The sequence below is a fragment of the Limnobacter sp. UBA7229 genome (genome assembly GCF_002473065.1).
Classification (GTDB): domain Bacteria; phylum Pseudomonadota; class Gammaproteobacteria; order Burkholderiales; family Burkholderiaceae_B; genus Limnobacter; species Limnobacter profundi.
Genome location: NZ_DKTN01000013.1, coordinates 211,347 through 232,795 on the forward strand (window position 1 = coordinate 211,347; position 21,449 = coordinate 232,795).

16 protein-coding genes are annotated in these 21,449 nt (G+C 54.2%); 2 read left to right on the forward strand and 14 right to left on the reverse strand.

Annotation, left to right across the window (positions count from 1 at the left end; translation table 11 throughout):
• Nucleotides 1–122 precede the first annotated feature (122 nt).
• Nucleotides 123–626, reverse strand: a complete 504-nt coding sequence (gene ssb, locus B4C79_RS07815) for a single-stranded DNA-binding protein (RefSeq protein WP_171097448.1) — start codon at nucleotides 624–626, stop codon at nucleotides 123–125.
• A gap of 94 nt (nucleotides 627–720) precedes the next feature.
• The gene (locus B4C79_RS07820) at nucleotides 721–2,001 is read right to left on the reverse strand and encodes an MFS transporter (RefSeq protein ID WP_291743277.1); all 1,281 of its coding nucleotides are present in this window, start codon (nucleotides 1,999–2,001) and stop codon (nucleotides 721–723) included.
• Between the two features lie 102 nt (nucleotides 2,002–2,103).
• Between B4C79_RS07820 and uvrA the strand changes: the two genes are divergently transcribed.
• Nucleotides 2,104–4,986: an excinuclease ABC subunit UvrA gene (gene uvrA / locus B4C79_RS07825; protein WP_171097444.1), complete on the forward strand. Its 2,883-nt coding sequence runs from the start codon at nucleotides 2,104–2,106 to the stop codon at nucleotides 4,984–4,986.
• Here uvrA and B4C79_RS07830 read toward each other — a convergent pair whose 3' ends face one another.
• Nucleotides 4,987–5,610: a hypothetical protein gene (locus B4C79_RS07830; protein WP_291743280.1), complete on the reverse strand. Its 624-nt coding sequence runs from the start codon at nucleotides 5,608–5,610 to the stop codon at nucleotides 4,987–4,989. It abuts the gene before it with no gap.
• Nucleotides 5,611–5,733: 123 nt separating this feature from the next.
• On the opposite strand from B4C79_RS07830, the gene B4C79_RS07835 reads away from it, so the two are divergent.
• Nucleotides 5,734–6,624 (forward strand): mechanosensitive ion channel family protein, encoded by an 891-nt coding sequence (locus B4C79_RS07835; protein WP_291743281.1) that lies wholly within the window; start codon nucleotides 5,734–5,736, stop codon nucleotides 6,622–6,624.
• 128 nt (nucleotides 6,625–6,752) lie between these two features.
• Here the strand turns inward: B4C79_RS07835 and B4C79_RS07840 are convergent, their stop codons facing one another.
• The 11 genes from B4C79_RS07840 to B4C79_RS07890 all read right to left on the reverse strand — a co-directional run bounded on the left by B4C79_RS07840 (nucleotide 6,753) and on the right by B4C79_RS07890 (nucleotide 21,424).
• On the reverse strand, nucleotides 6,753–8,240 hold the full coding sequence (locus B4C79_RS07840) for a glutamate synthase subunit beta (RefSeq protein WP_291743282.1): 1,488 nt from the start codon (nucleotides 8,238–8,240) through the stop codon (nucleotides 6,753–6,755).
• Between the two features lie 29 nt (nucleotides 8,241–8,269).
• On the reverse strand, nucleotides 8,270–12,997 hold the full coding sequence (locus B4C79_RS07845) for a glutamate synthase-related protein (protein ID WP_291751428.1): 4,728 nt from the start codon (nucleotides 12,995–12,997) through the stop codon (nucleotides 8,270–8,272).
• A 144-nt stretch (nucleotides 12,998–13,141) separates the two neighbouring features.
• The gene (locus B4C79_RS07850) at nucleotides 13,142–13,846 is read right to left on the reverse strand and encodes a hypothetical protein (protein WP_291741639.1); all 705 of its coding nucleotides are present in this window, start codon (nucleotides 13,844–13,846) and stop codon (nucleotides 13,142–13,144) included.
• A 12-nt stretch (nucleotides 13,847–13,858) separates the two neighbouring features.
• A complete protein-coding gene (locus B4C79_RS07855) occupies nucleotides 13,859–15,022 on the reverse strand; it encodes a deoxyguanosinetriphosphate triphosphohydrolase (RefSeq protein ID WP_371815435.1) in 1,164 nt (387 codons plus the stop codon).
• The gene (aroB, locus tag B4C79_RS07860) at nucleotides 14,995–16,089 is read right to left on the reverse strand and encodes a 3-dehydroquinate synthase (RefSeq protein ID WP_291751432.1); all 1,095 of its coding nucleotides are present in this window, start codon (nucleotides 16,087–16,089) and stop codon (nucleotides 14,995–14,997) included. Before aroB ends, B4C79_RS07855 begins: the two co-directional genes overlap by 28 nt.
• Nucleotides 16,086–16,643 carry a shikimate kinase gene (locus B4C79_RS07865; protein WP_335618241.1) on the reverse strand — a complete coding sequence of 186 codons (558 nt, stop codon included), beginning with the start codon at nucleotides 16,641–16,643 and terminating at the stop codon, nucleotides 16,086–16,088. The genes aroB and B4C79_RS07865 overlap by 4 nt, the downstream gene beginning before the upstream one ends.
• A gap of 49 nt (nucleotides 16,644–16,692) precedes the next feature.
• Nucleotides 16,693–18,774, reverse strand: coding sequence for a type IV pilus secretin PilQ (locus B4C79_RS07870; RefSeq protein ID WP_291741135.1), 2,082 nt, complete (start codon nucleotides 18,772–18,774; stop codon nucleotides 16,693–16,695).
• Nucleotides 18,771–19,289 carry a hypothetical protein gene (locus tag B4C79_RS07875; protein WP_291741137.1) on the reverse strand — a complete coding sequence of 173 codons (519 nt, stop codon included), beginning with the start codon at nucleotides 19,287–19,289 and terminating at the stop codon, nucleotides 18,771–18,773. Before B4C79_RS07875 ends, B4C79_RS07870 begins: the two co-directional genes overlap by 4 nt.
• A complete protein-coding gene (locus B4C79_RS07880; protein WP_291751434.1) occupies nucleotides 19,286–19,900 on the reverse strand; it encodes a type 4a pilus biogenesis protein PilO in 615 nt (204 codons plus the stop codon). Before B4C79_RS07880 ends, B4C79_RS07875 begins: the two co-directional genes overlap by 4 nt.
• Complete coding sequence (locus B4C79_RS07885) at nucleotides 19,887–20,465, reverse strand: PilN domain-containing protein (RefSeq protein ID WP_291740729.1); 579 nt, start codon at nucleotides 20,463–20,465, stop codon at nucleotides 19,887–19,889. Before B4C79_RS07885 ends, B4C79_RS07880 begins: the two co-directional genes overlap by 14 nt.
• A complete protein-coding gene (locus B4C79_RS07890; RefSeq protein WP_105028089.1) occupies nucleotides 20,456–21,424 on the reverse strand; it encodes a hypothetical protein in 969 nt (322 codons plus the stop codon). The genes B4C79_RS07885 and B4C79_RS07890 overlap by 10 nt, the downstream gene beginning before the upstream one ends.
• Nucleotides 21,425–21,449: the final 25 nt, after the last annotated feature.

Here is a 21,449-nt window from a genome sequence, read left to right on the forward strand (position 1 = left end):
GCCCCCTGCAACGTTACTTACGCAAACAGCATACTGAGGCTTACTGGGTAGAGCAAGCCGGAATCAAAAAAAGCCTGTACCCAAAAAGGAGACAGGCTTTTGGAGTTACTGCAAAACAACAATCAGAACGGAATGTCATCATCCAGATCGGCTACGCTTTGTGGGGCTGAGCGCTGCGGTGCAGGTGCAGATGAACGCATGCTGCTGCCACCCGAGTTGCGGCTAGGCGCTGGCGACTGATCAAAATCATCGCCTGCCCCCATGGATGAACCACCGCCGCCACCACCGCCCTCACGACCACCCAGCAATTGCATCTGATCTGCAATAATTTCAGTGGTGTATTTATCCACGCCCGACTGGTCTTGCCACTTGCGTGTTTTCAGACGGCCCTCGATATACACCGAGCGGCCTTTCTTGCAGTACTCGCCTGCAATTTCCGCCAGGCGGCCATAAATTACAACACGGTGCCATTCAGTTTCTTCGCGCTTTTCACCCGTGTTTTTGTCTTTCCAGCTGCTCGACGTGGCCAAGGCCAGGTTCACTACAGCACCGCCATCGGGCAGGTAGCGCACGTCGGGGTCTTTGCCCAAATTACCAACCAGAATTACTTTGTTTACTGAGGCCATGGAATGAATTGCTCCTTAAATTCTTGAATACGTATTGAAATGCATTTGAGCGAGACTACTTATTGCCGCGCTGAGTTGAGTTTGCCAAGTGTGACTAAGCAAGTGGACTTGTTGAGCCATCAGCAGGTACCTGAACTGCGGCCACCGTGGCTGCGCGTGGGGGCAAGGCTTTAATACCCATGGCCAACAAAAACCACGCAACCACCAGAAACAACACACATTCAAACACACCTTGCGCGCCCAGGTGGCGAAACGCAAGCCCGCCCAAAGCGCCACCTGCAAAAAGCCCCAATGCCTGAGAAGTATTATATACACCCAAAGCCAAACCCCGGTGACTGAGGGGTGCCACTCGTGACACCCACGAGGGAAGGGTAGCCTCAAGCAAATTAAAGCCCACAAAGTAGGCAAGTAACAGCACAACCAGCGCCCAGCCTTGGTTTGAAAACAACACGAAACCCAAAAGCACCGCACCCATCAGGCCGATTGAACCCAGTTTCACCTGCTTGGTTTTCGCTTTTTTCTCGGCCCACACCATCAGTGGCACCATCAGCACGAACGAGCCCAATACCACCGGCAAATACACCTTCCAGTGTTCAGCCAGTGGCAATTCAAGACTGCTGAGCAGCAGGCTGGGCACCACCACAAAAAGGGACATTTGCGTTAAATGCAGGGTAAAAATACCCAGGTTCAAGCGCAGCAAATCGGGCTGGGTAAGCACGGCCCAGCCATCGGCAAAACTGCCCTTGAGCTTGGCTTCCTGATCGGCCAAATTGGGGGTGGGCAACAGCCAAATCACCACACCAATGCCCAGAATACTCAGCACACCGGTCATGGCAAACAGCCCGCTTAAGCCAAAAAACTTGTACAACACCGGCGAAAACACAAGCGACAAAGCAAAAGTAACGCCAATGGAGGCACCAATCATGGCCATGCCTTTGGAGCGCACTTCATCGCGGGTTACATCGGCCAGCAAGGCCGACAGGGCTGCCGAAATGGCACCAGCGCCCTGCAAGGCGCGCGCCCACACAAGCTGCTCTACTGTTTCGGCCACATAGCCCAACCAGCAACCAGCAGCAAACAACAACAGGCCACCGATAATAATGGGCTTTCTGCCCAGTTTGTCTGAGGCCCAACCCAAGGGAATTTGCATACAAGCCTGTGCAAGGCCATAAATACCCATGGCCAGGCCCACCAAGCTTAAATTGTCCCCACCAGGCATACCTGCAGCATGCAAGGAGAACACGGGCAAAATCATGAACATGCCAAACATGCGCAACGCGTAAATGCTGGCCAGCCACCCGGCCGCTTTGCGCTCGGCGGGCAGCATTTTGAAAGCATCGGGGGCTGCGGTATGGCTCACGGTCTTGCGGCTCATGTGTGATTGAAATTCAAGGGCTTGAACAACCCTTGCAGATGTCTTGTTCCGGGAAACCGTCTATAGTATCAGGTTGGCCGCTGATTCCATTTGTTGTACCGCATGAACTCCATACGCATTCGTGGCGCTAGAACCCACAACCTGAAAAACATTTCGCTCGACCTGCCCCGCGACTCGCTTGTGGTGCTGACCGGGCTGTCTGGCTCGGGCAAATCCAGCCTGGCCTTCGACACCTTGTATGCCGAAGGACAACGCCGTTACGTGGAAAGTTTGTCGGCATACGCCCGCCAGTTCTTGCAGTTGATGGAAAAACCCGATGTGGACTTGATCGAGGGGCTGTCCCCCGCCATTTCCATTGAACAAAAAGCCACCAGCCACAACCCGCGCTCCACCGTGGGTACAGTGACTGAAATTCACGACTACCTGCGCTTGCTGTTTGCCCGTGCCGGCACACCCCGTTGCCCTGAACATGACCTTGAACTGAGTGTGCAGACAGTTTCAGAGATGGTGGACACCGTACTGAGCTGGCCCGAGGAAGCGCGCATCATGATTCTTGCGCCGGTGTTGAACCAGCGAAAAGGCGAACATGTGGATTTGCTCAACGACCTGCGCGCGCAGGGCTTCGTGCGCATTCGCCTGAAAAAGGGCCCACAAGACGCGCCCGAAATTCTGGAACTGGACAAACTCCCGCCGCTGGACAAACACCACAAGCACAATCTGGACGTGGTGGTTGATCGCCTGAAAGTGCGCGTGGATGCCCGCCAGCGCCTGGCAGAAAGTTTCGAGACTGCACTGCGGCTAAGCGATGGCAAAGCCATCGCAGTGAACCTGGACACGAACACTGAAACCGTGTTTTCCAGCAAATTTGCCTGCCCGGTGTGCGACTACAGCCTGACCGAACTGGAACCCCGCTTGTTCTCGTTCAACAACCCGGCTGGCGCCTGCCCGGTGTGCGATGGCCTGGGCCATGAAACCTTTTTCGACCCTTTGCGCGTGGTGGCCCACCCCGATATATCGCTGGCTGCGGGCGCAATCAGCGGCTGGGATCGCCGCAATGCCTTGTACTACCAAATGATTCAAAGCCTGGCTGCGCATTATGGCTTCGACCCGGAATCGCCCTGGAACGAGTTGCCAGAAGATGTGCAGCAGGTGGTGTTGTATGGTTCTGGCAGCGAGCAAATTACGTTCACCTATTTGAGTGAACGCAGCAAACCGGTGGCCAAAACCCATGCCTTTGAAGGCATTTTGCCCAACCTCACACGCCGCCACCGCGACACCGACTCTTCTGCGGTACGCGATGAACTGGGCAAGCTGATGGCGGTGCGAAGTTGCCAAGCCTGCCAAGGCTCACGCCTGAAAACCGGCGCTCGTCATGTGTTCATTGGCGAACACGAACACCGCAAGGCCTTGCACCAGGTCACTGAGCTGCCCATTCACAAAGCACTGAGTTATTTTGAAGCCATGCAAATGCAGGGTGCCAAAGGGCAAATTGCAGAAAAAATTGTGGTGGAGATCAAGGCGCGTTTGCAGTTTTTGAACGACGTGGGCTTGAACTATTTAACGCTGAACAGAAGTGCAGATACGCTAAGCGGCGGTGAAAGCCAGCGCATACGGCTGGCCAGCCAGATTGGTTCCGGGCTTACCGGCGTGATGTATGTGCTGGACGAGCCCTCGATTGGTTTGCACCAGCGCGACAACGATCGCCTGATACAAACCCTGTTGCGTCTGAAAAATTTGGGCAACACTGTGCTGGTGGTTGAACACGATGAAGACGCCATTCGCTGCGCCGATTATGTGGTGGACATGGGTCCTGGCGCCGGCGAACACGGTGGCCAGGTGGTTGCACAAGGCACACCTGCTGAAATTCTGGCCAGCCCGGAATCGCTGACTGGCCAGTACCTGAATGGCAAGCGGAAAATTGAACGCCTAAGCCCACTGCGCTTGCCCGACCCGGCGCGCATGCTGACCATTCACAATGCCACTGGCAACAATTTGAAAGACGTTACCGCCAGCGTTCCCGTGGGCTTGTTTGTATGCGTGACGGGTGTTTCAGGTTCAGGCAAATCAACCCTGATCAACGACACTTTACTGGCCGAAGCCGCACACCAGTTGAACCGTGCGCACAAGGAAGGCGCACCACACAGCCACATCAGCGGGCTTGAACATTTCGACAAAGTCATTGCAGTCGACCAAAGCCCGATTGGCCGCACACCCCGAAGCAACCCGGCAACCTACACGGGTTTGTTCACGCCCATTCGTGAATTGTTCGCAGGCGTGCCCGCCTCGCGCGAGCGCGGTTACGATGTGGGCCGCTTTTCATTCAACGTAAAAGGTGGGCGCTGTGAAGCCTGCCAGGGCGATGGTGTGGTGAAAGTGGAAATGCACTTTTTGCCCGACTTGTATGTGCCTTGCGACGTGTGCCACGGCAAGCGTTACAACCGTGAAACACTTGAAATTTTGTACCGTGGAAAAAGCATTGCCGAGGTACTGGAATTAACAGTTGAACAGGCGTTGGAAGTGTTCGCGGCTGTACCCAATATTGCACGCAAACTACAAACCCTGATTGATGTGGGTCTTGGTTATATTCGCCTTGGGCAATCGGCCACCACGCTGTCGGGCGGCGAAGCACAGCGGGTAAAGTTGTCGCTTGAGCTTTCAAAACGCGACACCGGCAAAACCTTGTACATACTGGATGAGCCCACCACTGGCCTGCACTTTCATGACATTGCCATGTTGCTGAAAGTATTGAACCCGCTGGTTGAACAAGGCAATACCGTGCTGGTGATTGAGCACAACCTTGACGTGATTAAATGCGCAGACTGGGTGCTGGACATGGGCCCAGAAGGTGGCGACAACGGCGGCATGCTGATTGCTGAGGGCACACCCATGGACATTGCAAAAAATGCAAACAGCCACACCGGAAAATTTTTGGCCCGCTTTTACAACGACGAGTCTGACAAAGCACAACGCGCCAACGGCTTGTAGTTAAACGCGCACTTTGTTTGCATTCAACAAATCGATTCCACGGGCGAGATCACCTCGGGCCTGGTCGTTGAGCGGTTCGCTTTGTACCCTGTAGGTTAAGTTGTCGACCAGCGCTTGAAGCGGAATGACATTGACTCCTCCGTGCATCTGCCGGTGTTCAAAACCCCGACCAGCTACGCTATTCCTGGCGGGCACTACATCCACTACCAGTGATTCACGCCCCTGCCCTGCCCAGCTCAGGCTTTCGGTGTTGCCAGGCTCGGATTTAAACCCGAGTTGACTCAAGCCCTGATGATCAAGATCGGACAGACGATCCATGGCAGAGGGGCTAACCACCACATCCAGATCATTGGGTCTACGTGCGGTTGAGTCTGTAATCGATCGATGATGAAGCGCCAAGGCAACACTTCCTCCGATTGCATACTCGCTGGCACTGCCAAACAGTTCATTCAAACCCAACAGTAATTTGCCTGCATCGGGCGTGTTCAAAATTTCAGCCAAGGCAGCGCTAATGGCTGGCGGCTGTTTGTTCAAGACTTGTGGGTCGACGGGCAAACCATGGCTGGTGCGCACAAGGCTAGGTACAGGCACATCAAGGCTTAGGTTAAATGAAGGTGGTCTCATGACTGTTGGCTGCACGTTTGAAGGACTACTGAGTAGCTACATCATGGCGAGAGTTCCGGGCTGAAACCGGGTCATTTTTTCAGTCATGTACAATAGGTGGCTCTTTTTAGCAGTGGGAGCACCATGAACGAACAACTCGAAACCCTATTCAAATACATCGAACCAGCCAAGCTGCTGGACCTTGGTTTGCAAGCCGCAAAATTTTTTCTGGTCATCGTAGTTGCCCTGATTGTGTTGCGCTTGGTAAAAACAGCAATCGATCGCGTGGGTATGCGCATGCAGGCACGCAGCAAAACGCTGGATGATCAAAAACGAATCGAAACCCTGATGCGCGTGCTGAAATACGTGGCCAATGTGGTCATTTTGCTGCTCGGCGCGTTGATTGCCTTGGGCACCATTGGTATATCCATTGCCCCTGTGCTGGCCGCTGCCGGTGTGGTGGGTTTGGCCGTTGGTTTTGGCGCACAAAGTTTGGTGAAAGATTACTTCACCGGTATTGTGCTGCTGATCGAAAACCAGATTCGCGCCGGCGACTTCATTGAAGTGGGTGGCAAAAGCGGCACGGTCGAAAATGTAACTCTGCGATATGTGCGTTTGCGTGACGCACACGGCAATGTGCATTTTGTTCCAAACGGTCAGATTGATTCGGTGACCAACTCCACCATGGACTTTGCCTATGCAGTTGTTGATGTGGGCATCGCCTACAAAGAGGAAGTCGACGTAGCCATTCAGGTGATGCAAAAAGTGGGCACTGAATTGGCTGAAGACAAAGAGTGGGGAGCGAAGATTACCGAACCCATGTCGACCTTTGGTGTGCAAGAACTTGCCGATTCAGCCGTGATTGTTCGCGTGCGATTTAAAACGCTGCCAGGCGAGCAATGGGGCGTGCGCCGTGAGTACAACAAGCGCATTAAGGCGGCGTTTGACAATGTTGGCATTGAAATTCCATTCCCGCATGTCACCATGTGTCCAAGTGGTGGAAGTGCTGTGGAGCTGCCAGCGCAGATCTCGTAGAGCTGAGTTTCAGAGCAGGGTGAGGTTTGTGTGCTGCGCCGACACAACCCACCGATGCACAACAAAAAAGCCGCTGGTCGAAACCAGCGGCTTTTTTACGACTTATTTTATGACTTAGTAAATTCCGATTAACGCGGCAGTACAGTAGCGCCCATCAGGAACTCGTCCACTTCGCGTGCCGCCTGGCGACCTTCACGAATCGCCCACACCACCAAAGATTGACCACGGCGCATGTCGCCCGCAGCAAATACCTTGTCCACATTGGTGCGGTAGCAGCCATCACCATCGGTGGTGGCTTTGGCATTGCCGCGGTTGTCTTTCTCAACACCGAAAGCATCCAAAATACTTTTCGCAGGGTTGGTAAAGCCCATGGCAAACAGCACCAGGTCCGCATCGACCACGAACTCGGAACCTGCAATTTCCTGCATTTTCATTTGGCCGGTGGCTTCGTCTTTCACCCATTCAACTTTCGCGCACTTGGCTGCTTTCACATTGCCTTTGCCATCGTCGATGAATTCTTTGGTGGTCACTGCCCAGTCGCGTGCCACGCCTTCTTCGTGGGAAGAAGAGGTGCGCATTTTCATGGGCCAGTATGGCCACACCAAAGGCTTGTTTTCCTCTTCGGGTGGCTGGGGCATCAATTCAATTTGCGTAACCTGCTTGGCACCATGGCGGTTGGAGGTACCCACGCAATCGGAACCCGTGTCGCCGCCACCAATCACCAGCACACTTTTCTTCGTGGCCATGATTTGGTCTTTCAACTTGTCACCGGCGTTCACGCGGTTTTGCAATGGCAAGAATTCCATCGCAAAGTGAACACCCTTCAACTGGCGACCAGGAATTGGCAAGTCGCGTGGTACTTCTGAACCACCCGTTAAAATAACGGCGTCAAACTGAGCCATCAATTCTTTCGGTGTAATGGTTTCCTTGGCCAAATTGGTAATGCCACCCTCGGCCAGCTTTTCGCCCACGAACACGCCGGTTTTGAAGGTGACACCTTCGGCCTGCATTTGCTCGACGCGACGATCAATGTGGAATTTCTCCATCTTGAAGTCGGGGATGCCGTAACGCAGCAAACCACCAATGCGGTCGTTCTTTTCAAACACAGTAACATCGTGACCCACACGCGCCAGCTGTTGTGCAGCGGCCATGCCTGCGGGGCCTGAACCCACCACAGCCACTTTCTTGCCGGTTTTCTGGGCGGGCACCTGGGGCACTACCCAGTTGTTTTCCCAGCCTTTGTCGATGATTGCGTGCTCAATACTCTTGATGCCTACGGGTTCTTCGTGAATACCCAGTGTGCAAGCCGCTTCACAGGGAGCCGGGCAAATGCGGCCCGTAAATTCCGGGAAGTTGTTGGTGCTGTGCAGGGTGTGCAAAGCCGCCTTCCAGTCTTGCTTGTAAACCAGATCATTGAAGTCGGGGATGATGTTGTTGACCGGGCAGCCGTTGTTACAAAACGGAATACCGCAGTCCATGCAACGTGCACCCTGAATTTTGGCTTCGTCGTCGTTCAGCGTAATAACAAATTCTTTGTAGTGCTTGACGCGCTTTTCGGGAGCCTCGCTGGCTTCCTTCAAACGCTCAAACTCCATAAATCCTGTGACCTTTCCCATTTTTCAAATCCTCACTAACAGGTTGGTTCTCAAGCAGCCACGACAGGTTTTTCCTGCGCTGCCACGTACAGTTCTTTCAAGGCGCGGCGGTATTCTGTCGGGAATACTTTCACGAACTTTTTGCGCTCAGTGCCCCAGTTTTCCAGAATTTCCTTGGCACGTTCGCTGCCGGTGTAACGGGCATGGCGTTCGATCAGGCTCTTCAGAATCACTTCATCGGGCTGACGGTCCGCACCACGTGCGGGGCTGTGCCAAATTTCGCGGTTGCCCAAAGCTTCCTGTTCGGTTGCAGGCACCACTTCTTCCAGCTCAACCTGCGCCATGTTGCAACGCTTGGCAAACAGGCCGTCGATGTCGTACACGTACGCCATACCGCCGCTCATGCCCGCTGCAAAGTTGCGGCCGGTTTCACCCAGCACAACCACAGTACCGCCAGTCATGTATTCGCAACCGTGGTCACCAGTGCCTTCAATCACAGCGGCCGCGCCTGAATTGCGAACTGCGAAACGTTCGCCAGCCACACCGCTCAGGAATGCTTCACCAGCAATTGCGCCGTACAACACCGTGTTGCCCACAATCATGTTTTCTTCAGACAAACCACGGAAGTCGTTGGTAGGGCGAACAATGATTCGACCACCACTCAAGCCCTTGCCCACGTAGTCGTTGCCCTCACCCACCAGGTCCGCGGTTACACCGTGGGCCAGGAATGCGCCGAAGGATTGACCCGCAGTGCCGGTGAACTGAATGTGGATGGTGTCGTCTGGCAAGCCTGCATGACCGTACTTCTTGGCCACTTCGCCGGACAACATGGCACCCGCAGTGCGGTTCACGTTCTTGATCGGTGTAATGAAAGAAACGCGCTCGCCCTTTTCCAAAGCTGGCTTGGCCAGTTGAATCAATTTCTGATCCAGTGCCTTGTCCAAACCGTGATCCTGGCTGCCTGTGTGCAACAAAGGCTCTGTGGTGCCTTCAGGTACCCACAGCAAACGGCTGAAGTCCAGACCCTTGGCCTTCCAGTGGGTGATGCCTTTTTTCATGTCCAGCAAATTTGCGCGACCAATCAGGTCATCAAACTTGCGAATACCCAACTGCGCCATAATTTCGCGCACTTCGTTGGCCACGAAGAAGAAGTAGTTCACCACATGTTCTGGCTTGCCGGTGAACTTCTTGCGAAGTTCGGGGTTCTGTGTGGCAACACCCACTGGGCAGGTGTTGAGGTGGCACTTGCGCATCATGATGCAACCTTCGACTACCAGCGGTGCGGTGGCAAAGCCGAATTCGTCGGCACCCAACATGGCACCAATCACCACGTCGCGGCCGGTTTTCATTTGACCATCAACCTGTACGCGAATGCGACCACGCAAGCCGTTCAACACCAGAGTTTGCTGTGTTTCGGCCAAACCCAGTTCCCAATTGGTACCAGCATGCTTGATGGAGGATACGGGCGATGCACCTGTACCGCCGTCTTGCCCGGCGATCACCAAGTGATCGGCCTTGGCTTTGGACACACCTGCTGCAATCGTGCCCACGCCCACTTCAGACACCAGCTTCACTGAAATGGAAGCCTGCGCATTCACGTTTTTCAAATCGTGAATAAGTTGGGCCAAATCTTCAATGGAGTAAATGTCGTGGTGCGGGGGCGGGGAAATCAGGCCCACGCCAGGCACGGAATAGCGCAGCTTACCGATGTAATCTGATACCTTGCCACCGGGCAACTGACCGCCCTCGCCTGGCTTGGCACCTTGCGCCATTTTGATCTGGATTTGATCAGCGGAAGTCAGGTACTCGGCAGTTACGCCGAAACGGCCTGAAGCAACCTGCTTGATGCGTGAGCGCAGTGAATCGCCTTTCTTCAAGGGGAAGTCGGCAACCACGACATCGCCCAGTTCACTCTTGAGCGTGGCGCCTTCGCCAATGGGGCCAGTGCCCGGGCCAAACTTGTCAAGGCCGGCACGCAACTCAGCGCTGTAACGCTTTTCATCCTCACCGCCTTCACCGGTGTTGCTCTTGCCGCCAATGCGGTTCATGGCAACGGCCAGTGTTGAATGCGCCTCAGTCGAGATGGAACCCAGTGACATGGCACCGGTTGCAAATCGCTTCACGATTTCTTCAGCGGCTTCCACTTCTTCAATTGGAATGGCTTTGGAAGGATCGATCTTGAACTCGAACAAGCCACGCAAGGTCATGTGGCGCTTGCTTTGATCATTGATGATCTGCGCGTATTCCTTGTAAGTATTGTAAGTGCCGGAACGGGTGGCGTGCTGCAATTTCGCAATTGCATCGGGGGTCCACATGTGTTCTTCACCACGGGTACGCCAGGCGTATTCACCACCCGCATCCAGAGCACCTGCCAACACGGGGTCTGGGCTGAATGCAGCCTGGTGTACACGAATGGCTTCCTCGGCCACCTCGAATACGCCAATGCCTTCCACCTTGGTGGGGGTGCCTGCAAAGTAGGCATCGATAAATGCCTGGTTCAAACCCACGGCTTCGAAAATTTGCGCGCCGGTGTAGCTCATGTAGGTAGAAATGCCCATCTTGGACATCACTTTCATCAAGCCCTTGCCCACCGCCTTGATGTAGTTGTACACGGCTTTTTCCGGGCTCAGGTCGCCAGGCAAACCTTTGCTCATGTCAGCAATGGTTTCCATGGCCAGGTAGGGGTGCACTGCTTCAGCACCGTAACCGGCCAACAAAGCAAAATGGTGGGTTTCACGGGCAGACCCAGTTTCAACCACCAGGCCGGTGGAGGTGCGCAAGCCCACTTTCACCAAATGCTGGTGAATGGCAGACACGGCCAACAATGCCGGAATGGCCACGTTGTCACGGCTCATCATGCGGTCGGTGATGATCAGAATGTTCACACCCTGTTTCACGGCATCGCGGGCTTCGGCACACAGGGAAGCGATGCGCGCTTCAATGCCTTCCTTGCCCCAGGCCACTGGGTAACAAATGTTCAGTTCGTGGCTGGTGAATTTGCCGCCAGTGAAGGCTTCAATGTTGCGAATCTTCGCCATGTCTTTGGAAGTGAGCACAGGCTGTGACACTTCAAGACGCATGGGCGGGTTGATGTTGTTCAAATCCAGCAGGTTTGGCTTGGGACCGATGAAGCTGTTCAAGCTCATCACCAGGTTTTCACGGATCGGGTCGATCGGGGGGTTGGTCACCTGCGCGAACAACTGCTTAAAGTAGTTGTACAGCGGCTTGAGCTTGTTGGACATCACCGCCAATGGGCTGTCGTTGCCCATGGAGCCAGTCGCCTCTTCCCCGCTTTGCAGCATGGGGGCCATCAGGAATTTGAGGTCTTCCTGGGTGTAACCAAATGCTTGCTGGCGATCCAGCAAAGTTTCATTGGGTTCGATGGGCTCAGGCTGCCCTTCCACTTCATCCAGCTTCACACGAATGGTATCAATCCACTGCTTGTAAGGCTTGGCGGCGCTAAGCTGGTTCTTCAACTCGTCGTCGTTAATAATGCGGCCAGCTTCCATGTCGATCAGGAACATTTTGCCGGGCTGCAGGCGCCACTTCTTCACAATCTTGCTTTCTGGAATTGGCAATGTGCCAGATTCAGAAGCCATCACAACCAAATCGTCTTCGGTCACGATATAACGCGCTGGGCGCAAGCCGTTGCGGTCAAGCGTGGCACCAATCTGCTTGCCATCGGTGAAGGCCATGGCGGCAGGACCGTCCCAGGGTTCCATCATGGCGGCATGGTACTCATAGAAGGCACGGCGATTGTCGTCCATCAAGGTGTGCTGCTCCCACGCTTCCGGCACCATCATCATCATGGCTTGGGCAATCGGGTAGCCCGCCATCACCAGCAGCTCGAGACAGTTGTCGAAACAGGCTGTGTCGGATTGACCTTCGAAAATCAGGGGGTACAGCTTTTGCAGATCGTCGCCCAACACGGCGCTCTTCATCACGCCTTCGCGTGCGCGCATCCAGTTGAAGTTGCCTTTTACGGTGTTGATTTCACCGTTGTGCGCCAACATGCGGTAGGGGTGAGCCAGTGGCCACTCGGGGAAGGTGTTGGTTGAAAAGCGCTGGTGAACCAGTGCCAAGGCAGACACGCAACGCGCATCTTTCAGGTCGAGGTAGTATTCGCCAACCTGGTTGGCCAACAACAGGCCTTTGTACACAATAGTACGGGCGCTCATGGAAGGGCTGAAGTATTCAGTGCCGTGCGCCAGGTTCAGGTTCTTGATGGCGTGCACTGCGCGCTTGCGAATCACATACAGTTTGCGTTCCAGCGCATCGGTCACCATGATGTCGCGGCCACGGCCTACAAACACCTGGCGAATCACGGGTTCTTTCAAACGAACAGTGGGGCTCATGGGCATGTCTGCATTCACCGGCACATCGCGCCAGCCCAACAGTACCTGGCCTTCGGCTTTCACAGCGCGCTCAATTTCCTGCTCGCAGGCAATGCGTGATGCTGTTTCTTTGGGCAAGAACAACATACCCACGCCGTATTCACCGGCGGGTGGCAGTGCTACGCCCTGCTTGGCCATTTCTTCACGGAAGAAGGCATCGGGAATCTGAATCAGGATACCGGCACCGTCGCCCATCAATGGGTCGGCACCCACGGCACCACGGTGGTCCAGGTTTTCCAGAATTTTCAGGCCGCCCGCAATAATGTCATGCGTACGCTTGCCTTTGATGTGCGCCACAAAGCCAACGCCACAGGCGTCGTGTTCATTGCTGGCGGAGTACATGCCTTTTTCTTCGGCAATCTTTCTGATGTCTTGGTGTTGCATGGAAAAGCCCCTGATTTCAGTACGTTGGTCACTTTACTGCACTGCCGCAAGATTCTCAAGGAAAATAAAAGGGGTCTGACCCTAATTAATCCACCCCATCGAAATCAGGGCTATTTAATTGGGGACACACCAAATAACATGCACTTAATTTGTGCTTTTGATTGCTTTGGCAGGTCGCCCACGCGGTCGGGGGCGAACCGGTCGATTCGCAAGCTCTTGAATTTGCGCGCAAAAAGAATCATCGCTCCAAAGCCACCCTTTTTGCAAGCACTGCAAAAGCCCCGAAGTGTCATGCTCGCCCAAACCTTGTTCACTGAACTGCCGGTAGCGGCTTTGACGCTCGAAGGGCGTATTGCCCAATTGCCAGTAAATCGGCAAATCTGCCAACCAGGCTTCATTCACCACCCCGGCATGGGTCGCAAAACTGCTCCAGGGATAAGTGGCCAAATCAGGGGCACCTGCCGCACGCATGGCCAATTGCTCAACAAACAGGCAGGCTTTCAAGCTGTGCAAACCGGGCTGAACCACTGTGGATTTAAACCGGGGCTCCCACAGCGCACTGGAATGCACTGCTTGCACCTGCCGAACAGCGGGCGAAAAATGCCGGTTCAGGTTTTGTACAAAACGCCCGGCTTGGGCAGCCTGGGCAGTGCTGATCATGAGCAATGCGCCTGACGGCACCAGGCAATATGCATGAATTGCCACGTCTTCTTCGGAAGCGCTTTGGGGCAACTGGGCATGAAACAGGGAAAAAGCCTCGCGGGTTTTAAATACGTCCTGCCCGGCGATGCCCTGTAACTCCAGCACCATGGGACATTCAGGAATAAACAGTCGGGCTTGGCGAGCCATGGGGCGCTGGTGTTACTGAACGCCGGGGACAGTCAGGCGCTGATGCTCTTTCATGGCATAGCGGTCGGTCATGCCGGCAATGTAGTCCGCGATTGCACGCGGTATATCAGCTTCGGAACGCTGAAAAAACTGGGGTGGCAACAGGCGTGGATCATCCATGAAAATATGGAACAACTCCTGAACCACGCGACGAGCCTTTAACGTGGCGCGCAACACTTGATAGTGTTGATACAGGGCTTTGCGCAAAAACACCTTCAGGGCGTGGTTCAGCTCAGCCATTTCCGGGCTGAAACCAATCAACTTGTCGGCCAATTGAACATCGGCAACACAGGTGGGTTTCATGGCTTGAATTCGGCGCTCCGATTCATGCAAAAGGTCTTGAACCAAAGCATTGATAATGCCACGCACAGTTTCATGAATCAGCCTGCGACCTTCAATATTGGGGTGACGGGTTTTCACACGGTCCAAGTGTATTTTGAACAGCGGAACCTCGGCCGCTTGCTCCAGGGTAATCAGACCTGAACGCAAACCATCGTCAATGTCATGGTTGTTGTAGGCAATTTCATCGGCCAGGTTAGTCACTTGTGCTTCAAGCACCGGACGGCGGTTGCTTAAAAAACGGTCGGCCACTTCACCCAGCTTCTCTGCATTGGGCCTCGAGCAATGTTTCAAAATACTTTCACGGGTTTCAAAGCACAAGTTCAGGCCATTGAAACTGGCATATTTCTCTTCCAGCTCATCCACAACCCGCAGGCTTTGCAGGTTGTGCTCAAAGCCCCCGTGCGGGGCCATGCATTCATTGAGTGCGTCTTGCCCGGCGTGGCCAAAGGGCGTGTGCCCCAAATCATGGGCCAGCGCCACCGCCTCGGTTAACTCCTCGTTCAAGCCCAGGTTGCGGGAAATGCTGCGCGCAATTTGTGCCACTTCAAGACTGTGGGTGAGGCGTGTGCGGTACAAATCACCTTCGGTGTTTACAAATACCTGGGTTTTGTATTCAAGGCGACGAAACGCTGCACTGTGAATAATGCGGTCACGGTCACGCTCAAATTCGGTTCGGCCTTCCGGGCTTTTCTCAGGGTGCAGCCGGCCACGTGTGTTCGTGGAACTGACTGCATACGGGGCCAAACTGAGTTCGAAGTTGCGCACTGTTAGTCCCCTGCCCCCATTTCCTGCAATGTTTGCCGTACAAGGGCCTCATCGGCCGGCGAGGTGGATGCCCCACCCAGGCCATTCAACAGCACATATTTAATCGAGCCCGAATCCGCTTTTTTGTCATGGGCCATCAGCGCCATGAACTTGTCCACGCCCAAGCGTGGCGGAATGGCTGGCAACCGGGCATCAATCACAATCTTCTTCAGGCGGGCAGATTCTTCCATGCTCAGGCGACCCATGCGGCGGCACAAATCGGCAGCAATCACCATGCCACAACCCACGGCCTCGCCGTGGTACCAGTGGCCATAGCCCATGCCTGCTTCAATCGCGTGCCCGAAGGTATGACCAAAATTCAAAATGGCGCGTATGCCACCTTCACGTTCATCTTTAGACACCACATCGGCCTTGATCTCGCAGGAACGCTTCACCACGAGCGCCAACAACTCGGGATCACGGTTCAGCAGAGCGGGCATATTGGCCTCGACCATGTCCAGGTATTCAGTGTCTGCGATTGCGCCATGCTTGATGATTTCAGCCAGGCCGCAACTCAGTTCGCGATCTGGCAAGGTGTTCAGGGTAGAGATATCGGTCAACACCATTTGCGGCTGGTAAAACGCACCAATCATGTTTTTGCCCAAGGGATGGTTGATACCGGTTTTTCCACCCACCGAACTGTCCACCTGACTCAGCAAAGTGGTGGGCACCTGAATAAAGGGAATTCCGCGCATGAAGGCGGACGCCGCAAAGCCGCCCATGTCCCCAATCACACCGCCGCCCAGCGCCACCAACACGGTTTTGCGGTCGCAGTGGTTTTGCAACAAGGCATCAAACACCCGCTGCAGGGTGGGCCAGTCTTTGTATTCCTCGCCGTCCGGCAGGCTGACCACATGTACCAGCTTCGCACCTGCTTGCTGCAACGTGGTTTTCAAACGTTCTGCATACAAGGGCCCTACCGTGGTGTTGGTACAAATCATCACGGTTTTACCCGCCACATGGGGCTGAAAAAGGGCAGCCTTGTCTAGCAGGCCCGCGCCGATGTGAATCGGGTAACTGCGTTCGCCCAAATCAACTTCAAGGGTGTATTGACTCATTCTGTTCCGGTGGCCTTCTGTTCAGTGTCGGGCGCCTTTTGGCCCAATTTTAAAGCATGGCTGATTTTGTTCACAATTTGGTAAACAGGTTGCCGGCCAGTCTCCACGACCACATCGGCGCACTGTTTGTACAAAGGCAATCGCGCTGCCAGCAATTCTTCAATTTTCTTGCGGGGGTTGGGGCCTTGCAGCAAGGGGCGGTTCTTGTCCATCCGCGTGCGTTGGTACAGTTCAGCCGCCGAGGCGCTTAAATACACCACAGCACCAATTTGCTTCAGAAGTTCACGATTTTCTGGCGCCAGCACGATGCCGCCGCCGGTGGCGATCACCTGCCTTTCCCGGCCAACAAAGCTGGCCAGCGCAGTCGATTCTCGTCGACGAAAACCAGCCTCGCCCTCAATCTCGAAAATAACGGGAATACTGACACCTGTTTGATGCTCGATCAGGTGATCGGTGTCAGTGAATTCCCAGGACAGATGCTTGGCCAAGGCCTTGCCGACTGTGCTTTTGCCGGCACCCATCATGCCCACCAGCACAATGCATTGATTAGACACTTCGTTAAGTCTTTGTGAACAATCAAATCATTGTACGGTAAAGCATGTGCTATTGGCTTGTAAGCACAACCGGCGTCAAAAAGATTAACAATTCAGCACGGCGCTTGGATTCATTTTTGCCACGAAACAAGACACCCAACCCCGGGATATCACCCAAAAACGGGGTTTTGTCATTCAGCACATTGTCATCTTCTTCGAAAATACCACCCAGAACCACTGTGCCTCCGTCGCTCACCAAAACTTTGGTTTTCACCCGGCGTGTGTCGATCGCAGGTCCGTTGGAAGTTTCTATTCCGATGGAGTCTTTCGCAACATCCACATCCAGCAGCACCGTGCCGTCGGGTGCAATTTGAGGTGTTACTGCCAATTTCAAATTGGCCTCCTTGAACTCGGTGGCTGTTGCACCACTGCTGGTGGCAATTTGGTAAGGAATTTCAGTACCCTGCTCAATCAAGGCAGGTTCTTTGTTCGAGGTAATGACGCGGGGATTGGACACCGTGCGCACCTTGTTTTCAATTTCAAGCGCCCGAAGCTGCAAATTGATCAATCGCGTTGAATTGGCATTGAACAGGGTGTAGCCCAAATTGGTCGCGTTTTCAACACCGGTATTCACGAAATTGCCGCTGCCAAACTGATCGCCAACATCCTCAAAACCCGGATCGGCCCGAGCTGACAAAGCCCGCAACCTGATGCCCAAATCTCGAGACACCGAGGTATCTGCAAGCACAACACGCGCCTCAATCATCACCTGCTTCACAGGTTTGTCCAGACCATTGACGATCATGCTGATGCGCTCAAGCCGGGTAGGCGTGTCTTGAACGAAAATCTGGCTGGTGCGCTCATCTGAAATCAAGGTGCCTCGAGCCGACAACAGTTTGGAATCCTCTGATTTGATCAACGCCACCAGGTCGGCTGTTTTTTGATAGCTCACCTGAAACACCTTGGACACCAAGGGCTCCATTTCGTCCTGAGCACGGCGGTTGGCGGTTTGAAACTGATCGTTGGTGACATCCGTGGGCGTGGATACCAACAACACATTGCCCGACTGGCTCGACACCAAACCTTTGGAGCGCATCACAATGTCCAGCGCCTGGTCCCAAGGTACATCTTTAAGAAACACCGTCACCTTGCCCTGAACCGAGTCGCTCAACACCAGGTTCATTTTTGTAAAGTCGGCAAACACCTGCATCACGGTGCGTATATCAGCATCCTTGAAGTCGAGCGTAATTGGGCGACCTATGTATCGGGCCACCACACTTTGCTCTGAAGTTGCGGGCTTCAGTTCAATTGCCTTTGTTTGTGCAGCCATGTTTTGCGTCGGGCTTAGCTCAACCTCCACCACTGGTCCACGTTGACGCACCAGGTGCGTGGCACCATTCAGTTTCATCTGAACAGTCAATGCCAAATCTCCAGGCTTCAACTCCGCCATGGCAATCGGTGAATCTCCAGTGGTTTGCAATTGCCGCGCAACACCCGAAGCAAGTTGCGCATTGGCGAACCTGACTTTCAACTGGTCGTTCAGCAGCATCGCGTCCGCTACAATATCGGGCCGATCGAACTCCAGCCGAAGCACCCATTTCCCAGCCAATTTGTCCATCTTCCAGGCTTTCATGACCGGGCCTTCTGCAATCATTGCAGGCCTGCCCATGATCTGCGCAACAGTGTCTTTGAGCTCACTTTGCTCAGACAACACCGCTGCCTGCCCGCCGTTGGGCTGAAAGGGTTTTGGTCCGGAGAATGTCAGCTCAATTGCGCGATCTTTTTGATTAAGCTGCACTTCGTAATTTTGCGCCAACTCAAACACCAGTCGGGTTTTTCCGCCCGCCGCGATCAGCTGGGCCTTTTTGATTCTGCTGCCCGAGGGAAAAGCCATGGGTAGCGTGCTGTTGCCCAATTCAACGGGAAAATCAAGCACCTGTCGGGCAGGGTTTGCAATCCGGAACAAGCCCAATTTGCCATCGAAATCCTGATCAAAAAACAGGGTCACGCGGGCCTGGTCGGCCAACTCTTCCAGTTTGGCGTCCACCACCGCCAGGGCATGAACTTGAAAATGCATCAGCAAACCCGCTGCCAGCGCAACTGCCTTAAAACAAGTTCGCACAAACCCAGCATTAAATAGTTGATTGTTCATTGAGCATCCTCGGGTATGTTCACTGGCATCAAGTTCAGTTCAAGGCGCTTTTCTCCCGCCCTGGAGTCTATTCGCGACAGCACAACCTGCCCCGGTCCAAAAGAGGTCACTTTGTAGGTGCCCAACACGTAACTGCCCACCCCAACAACATGGTCGACGTGCCCGTCATTCAGAATGGCAACACGTTGACCAGCCGACTCAATCAAACCCGTCAGGCGCAACGATTCCGCCGACAAATTAACGGCTGCGCGCCGATCGGCCTCATCGCCCCATTGGGTACTCGACCATTGAAACAAACGACCGGTGATCGGCGGTAAATCTGCCGCACGAACACTCAAGTTGCCCGCGTGTTGTAACGCGCTTGAATCTTCAGGCTCTGATACATCCCCAGCTTGCCTCTGACCCGCGTTCAGGCGTTGCCCCAACTCCGCCATGGCCACGGCGTGATTGTCCCGGGGATCTCCCAATTCAGGAAAAAAGGGCACCAGCAGTATCGAAAAGAGAAAGTCCATCATGGGTTTTCGACCTCCACGGTTTGCGGTGCATTCAAGGGCAGTTGTGCAAAGGCATTCAGCTCACCGGTCATTTTCCAACCACCCTCATCCGGCAAATACGCCATGTCAAACTCCTTCAAACTCACCTGGCGGCTAAGTGCGGCAATGTAATTCGGCAAACGTGAAATTGCATCGCCATCACCGCGCACACTGACTGTCACCGGCACCACACGCATCACTTCGCGGTTCAATGGCTCTTTGGGCGTAAACTCGGCAAGCTTTAATTCGTGATCCAGAATCACTTCATTGATACGCTCCAGCAGCGAGGCCAGTTCACGCTCAGAGGGCAAGGCCATTTTCAGCAAAGGCAACTGCACCTCCAGTTGAGCCAATTCAGCCTCAATCGCAGGTCGGTCCAGCAACAAACGCGACTGCGTATCCAGACGGGCCAAAGATTCCTGAATATTGGTTTCAAGTTGTGTGCTCACGGTTAAGGTGTCTTTCCAGAACAGAAAAAAACCCAGCACCAAAAACACCAACCAAAGCCCCCCAATCAACAACAGCCTTTTTGACCAAGGAAGCAAGGGCAGTTCATCGGCCAAGTCCCGAAAACTCATCTCATCCAGGCGCATGCTCAGCACCTCGCAAAATAGCCCTGATCTCAAACAGGTGGCGGTTGTCCACCACGCCCTTGACCGTCTGCTTCGGCTCAGTCACCGATACCAGGTCGACTGATTCGAACAGGCTGTTGCCAGCCTCCATTTGGTCCACCCACTGCGCCAGGCTTGACACCGCATCAGTAAAGCCGTTGATGATCAACACGTCTTTGCTCACAAACAAACGCGTCATCGACACATTGGAAGGCACCGTCCCGTCAAGGAAAGAAACCCATCTGCTTGCAAGAATCGATTCTTTTTCCACCGCCTCCAAAGCACTCACCTGGCGATTCAACACCGTCACCTTGTCTTTCATGGCTTGAACCTCGGCCACGCGTGTCGCCATTTCTGATTCCATCGCGCTCAAATTGCCAAGAAATACCTCTTGTCTTGCCACGCGCGCGCTAAATTCGCTGCCAATGGCGTAGCAGGCACCCAAACCGAGCACTACACCCACCGTCAACTCGGCCATGAAACGGCGCTTTCTGCGTGTCTCACGCAACACCCGGTAAGGGTAAAGATTGAATAGAATTACTCGCATGGCATCGCCTCCAAAGCACCAAATGGCACCACGTCGTCATGCCATCGTCCTTGCAATTCTTTTCGGGGAGAAATATCAATCAAGCGTGGTGACAAGGTTTGGCTGCGTTTGGCAGTTGACTCACATCCTTTTGCATACATCAGCTCGCCTCCAAGAATCAGGCGAACCGAAGCAACCTCCTCAGGGGCACCGTCTCGTGTCCAAGTCGATACAAGGCGCTCCAGCGCAGACACTGCCTGCACCACCGAGAAGCCCTCCTCGCTGTGCTCCCAGCTTTCATTGAACAGCACACCTTGAGAGAAAACGGCCAATCGAACATGGTGGCGAGACAGTTCACCGTGCAACAGGAAACGGATATCTGCCGACTTCAATGCAGCAGGAGCCATCTGCAAATAGCCATTCATGGCAGCCACGGTGTCCAGCGTGATGCCCAGACAGGTCAAGCCACAGGACTGGCAGGCACGCATGATTTCATCAACCTGTTTTTGGTCAATCCCTGCAACAGCCAGGCTAATGCTGCCATCTGACAGTTCTGCCTTCACCTGCCAATCAAAAGCAGCCTCACGCTCCGATTCCCCCGCAGCGGCTTCCATCAATTCCTGAATCTGAAAACGAATCAAGTTCTCGCGCTCATCCTTGGCCACGCCAATCTCCCCCAAATAAGCATGTTTGGAAGGCACAGAAACCACCACGAACTGTGGCTTGGCCAGAGTGGGTGGTAGCTCCCGAATTGCAGCCACGATCGCTTGCTCCAGGGATGCCGCGCTCAACAAAGCATCATCCTGAGGGACAAGCTCCAGGGTACCGCCACCCGATGCACGAATCGACTTGAATGACAGGCGGCCCTGGCGCTCAATTTCTCCGTAAACCCACCGCCACCTGCCACCACTGAACGAGATGGACAAGGCATGGGCCGCGCCTGCGTGCAAGCTGAAAAACCACTTTCGAACTGATTTCATGAATGAACCCTGAGCAAGGTAGAGC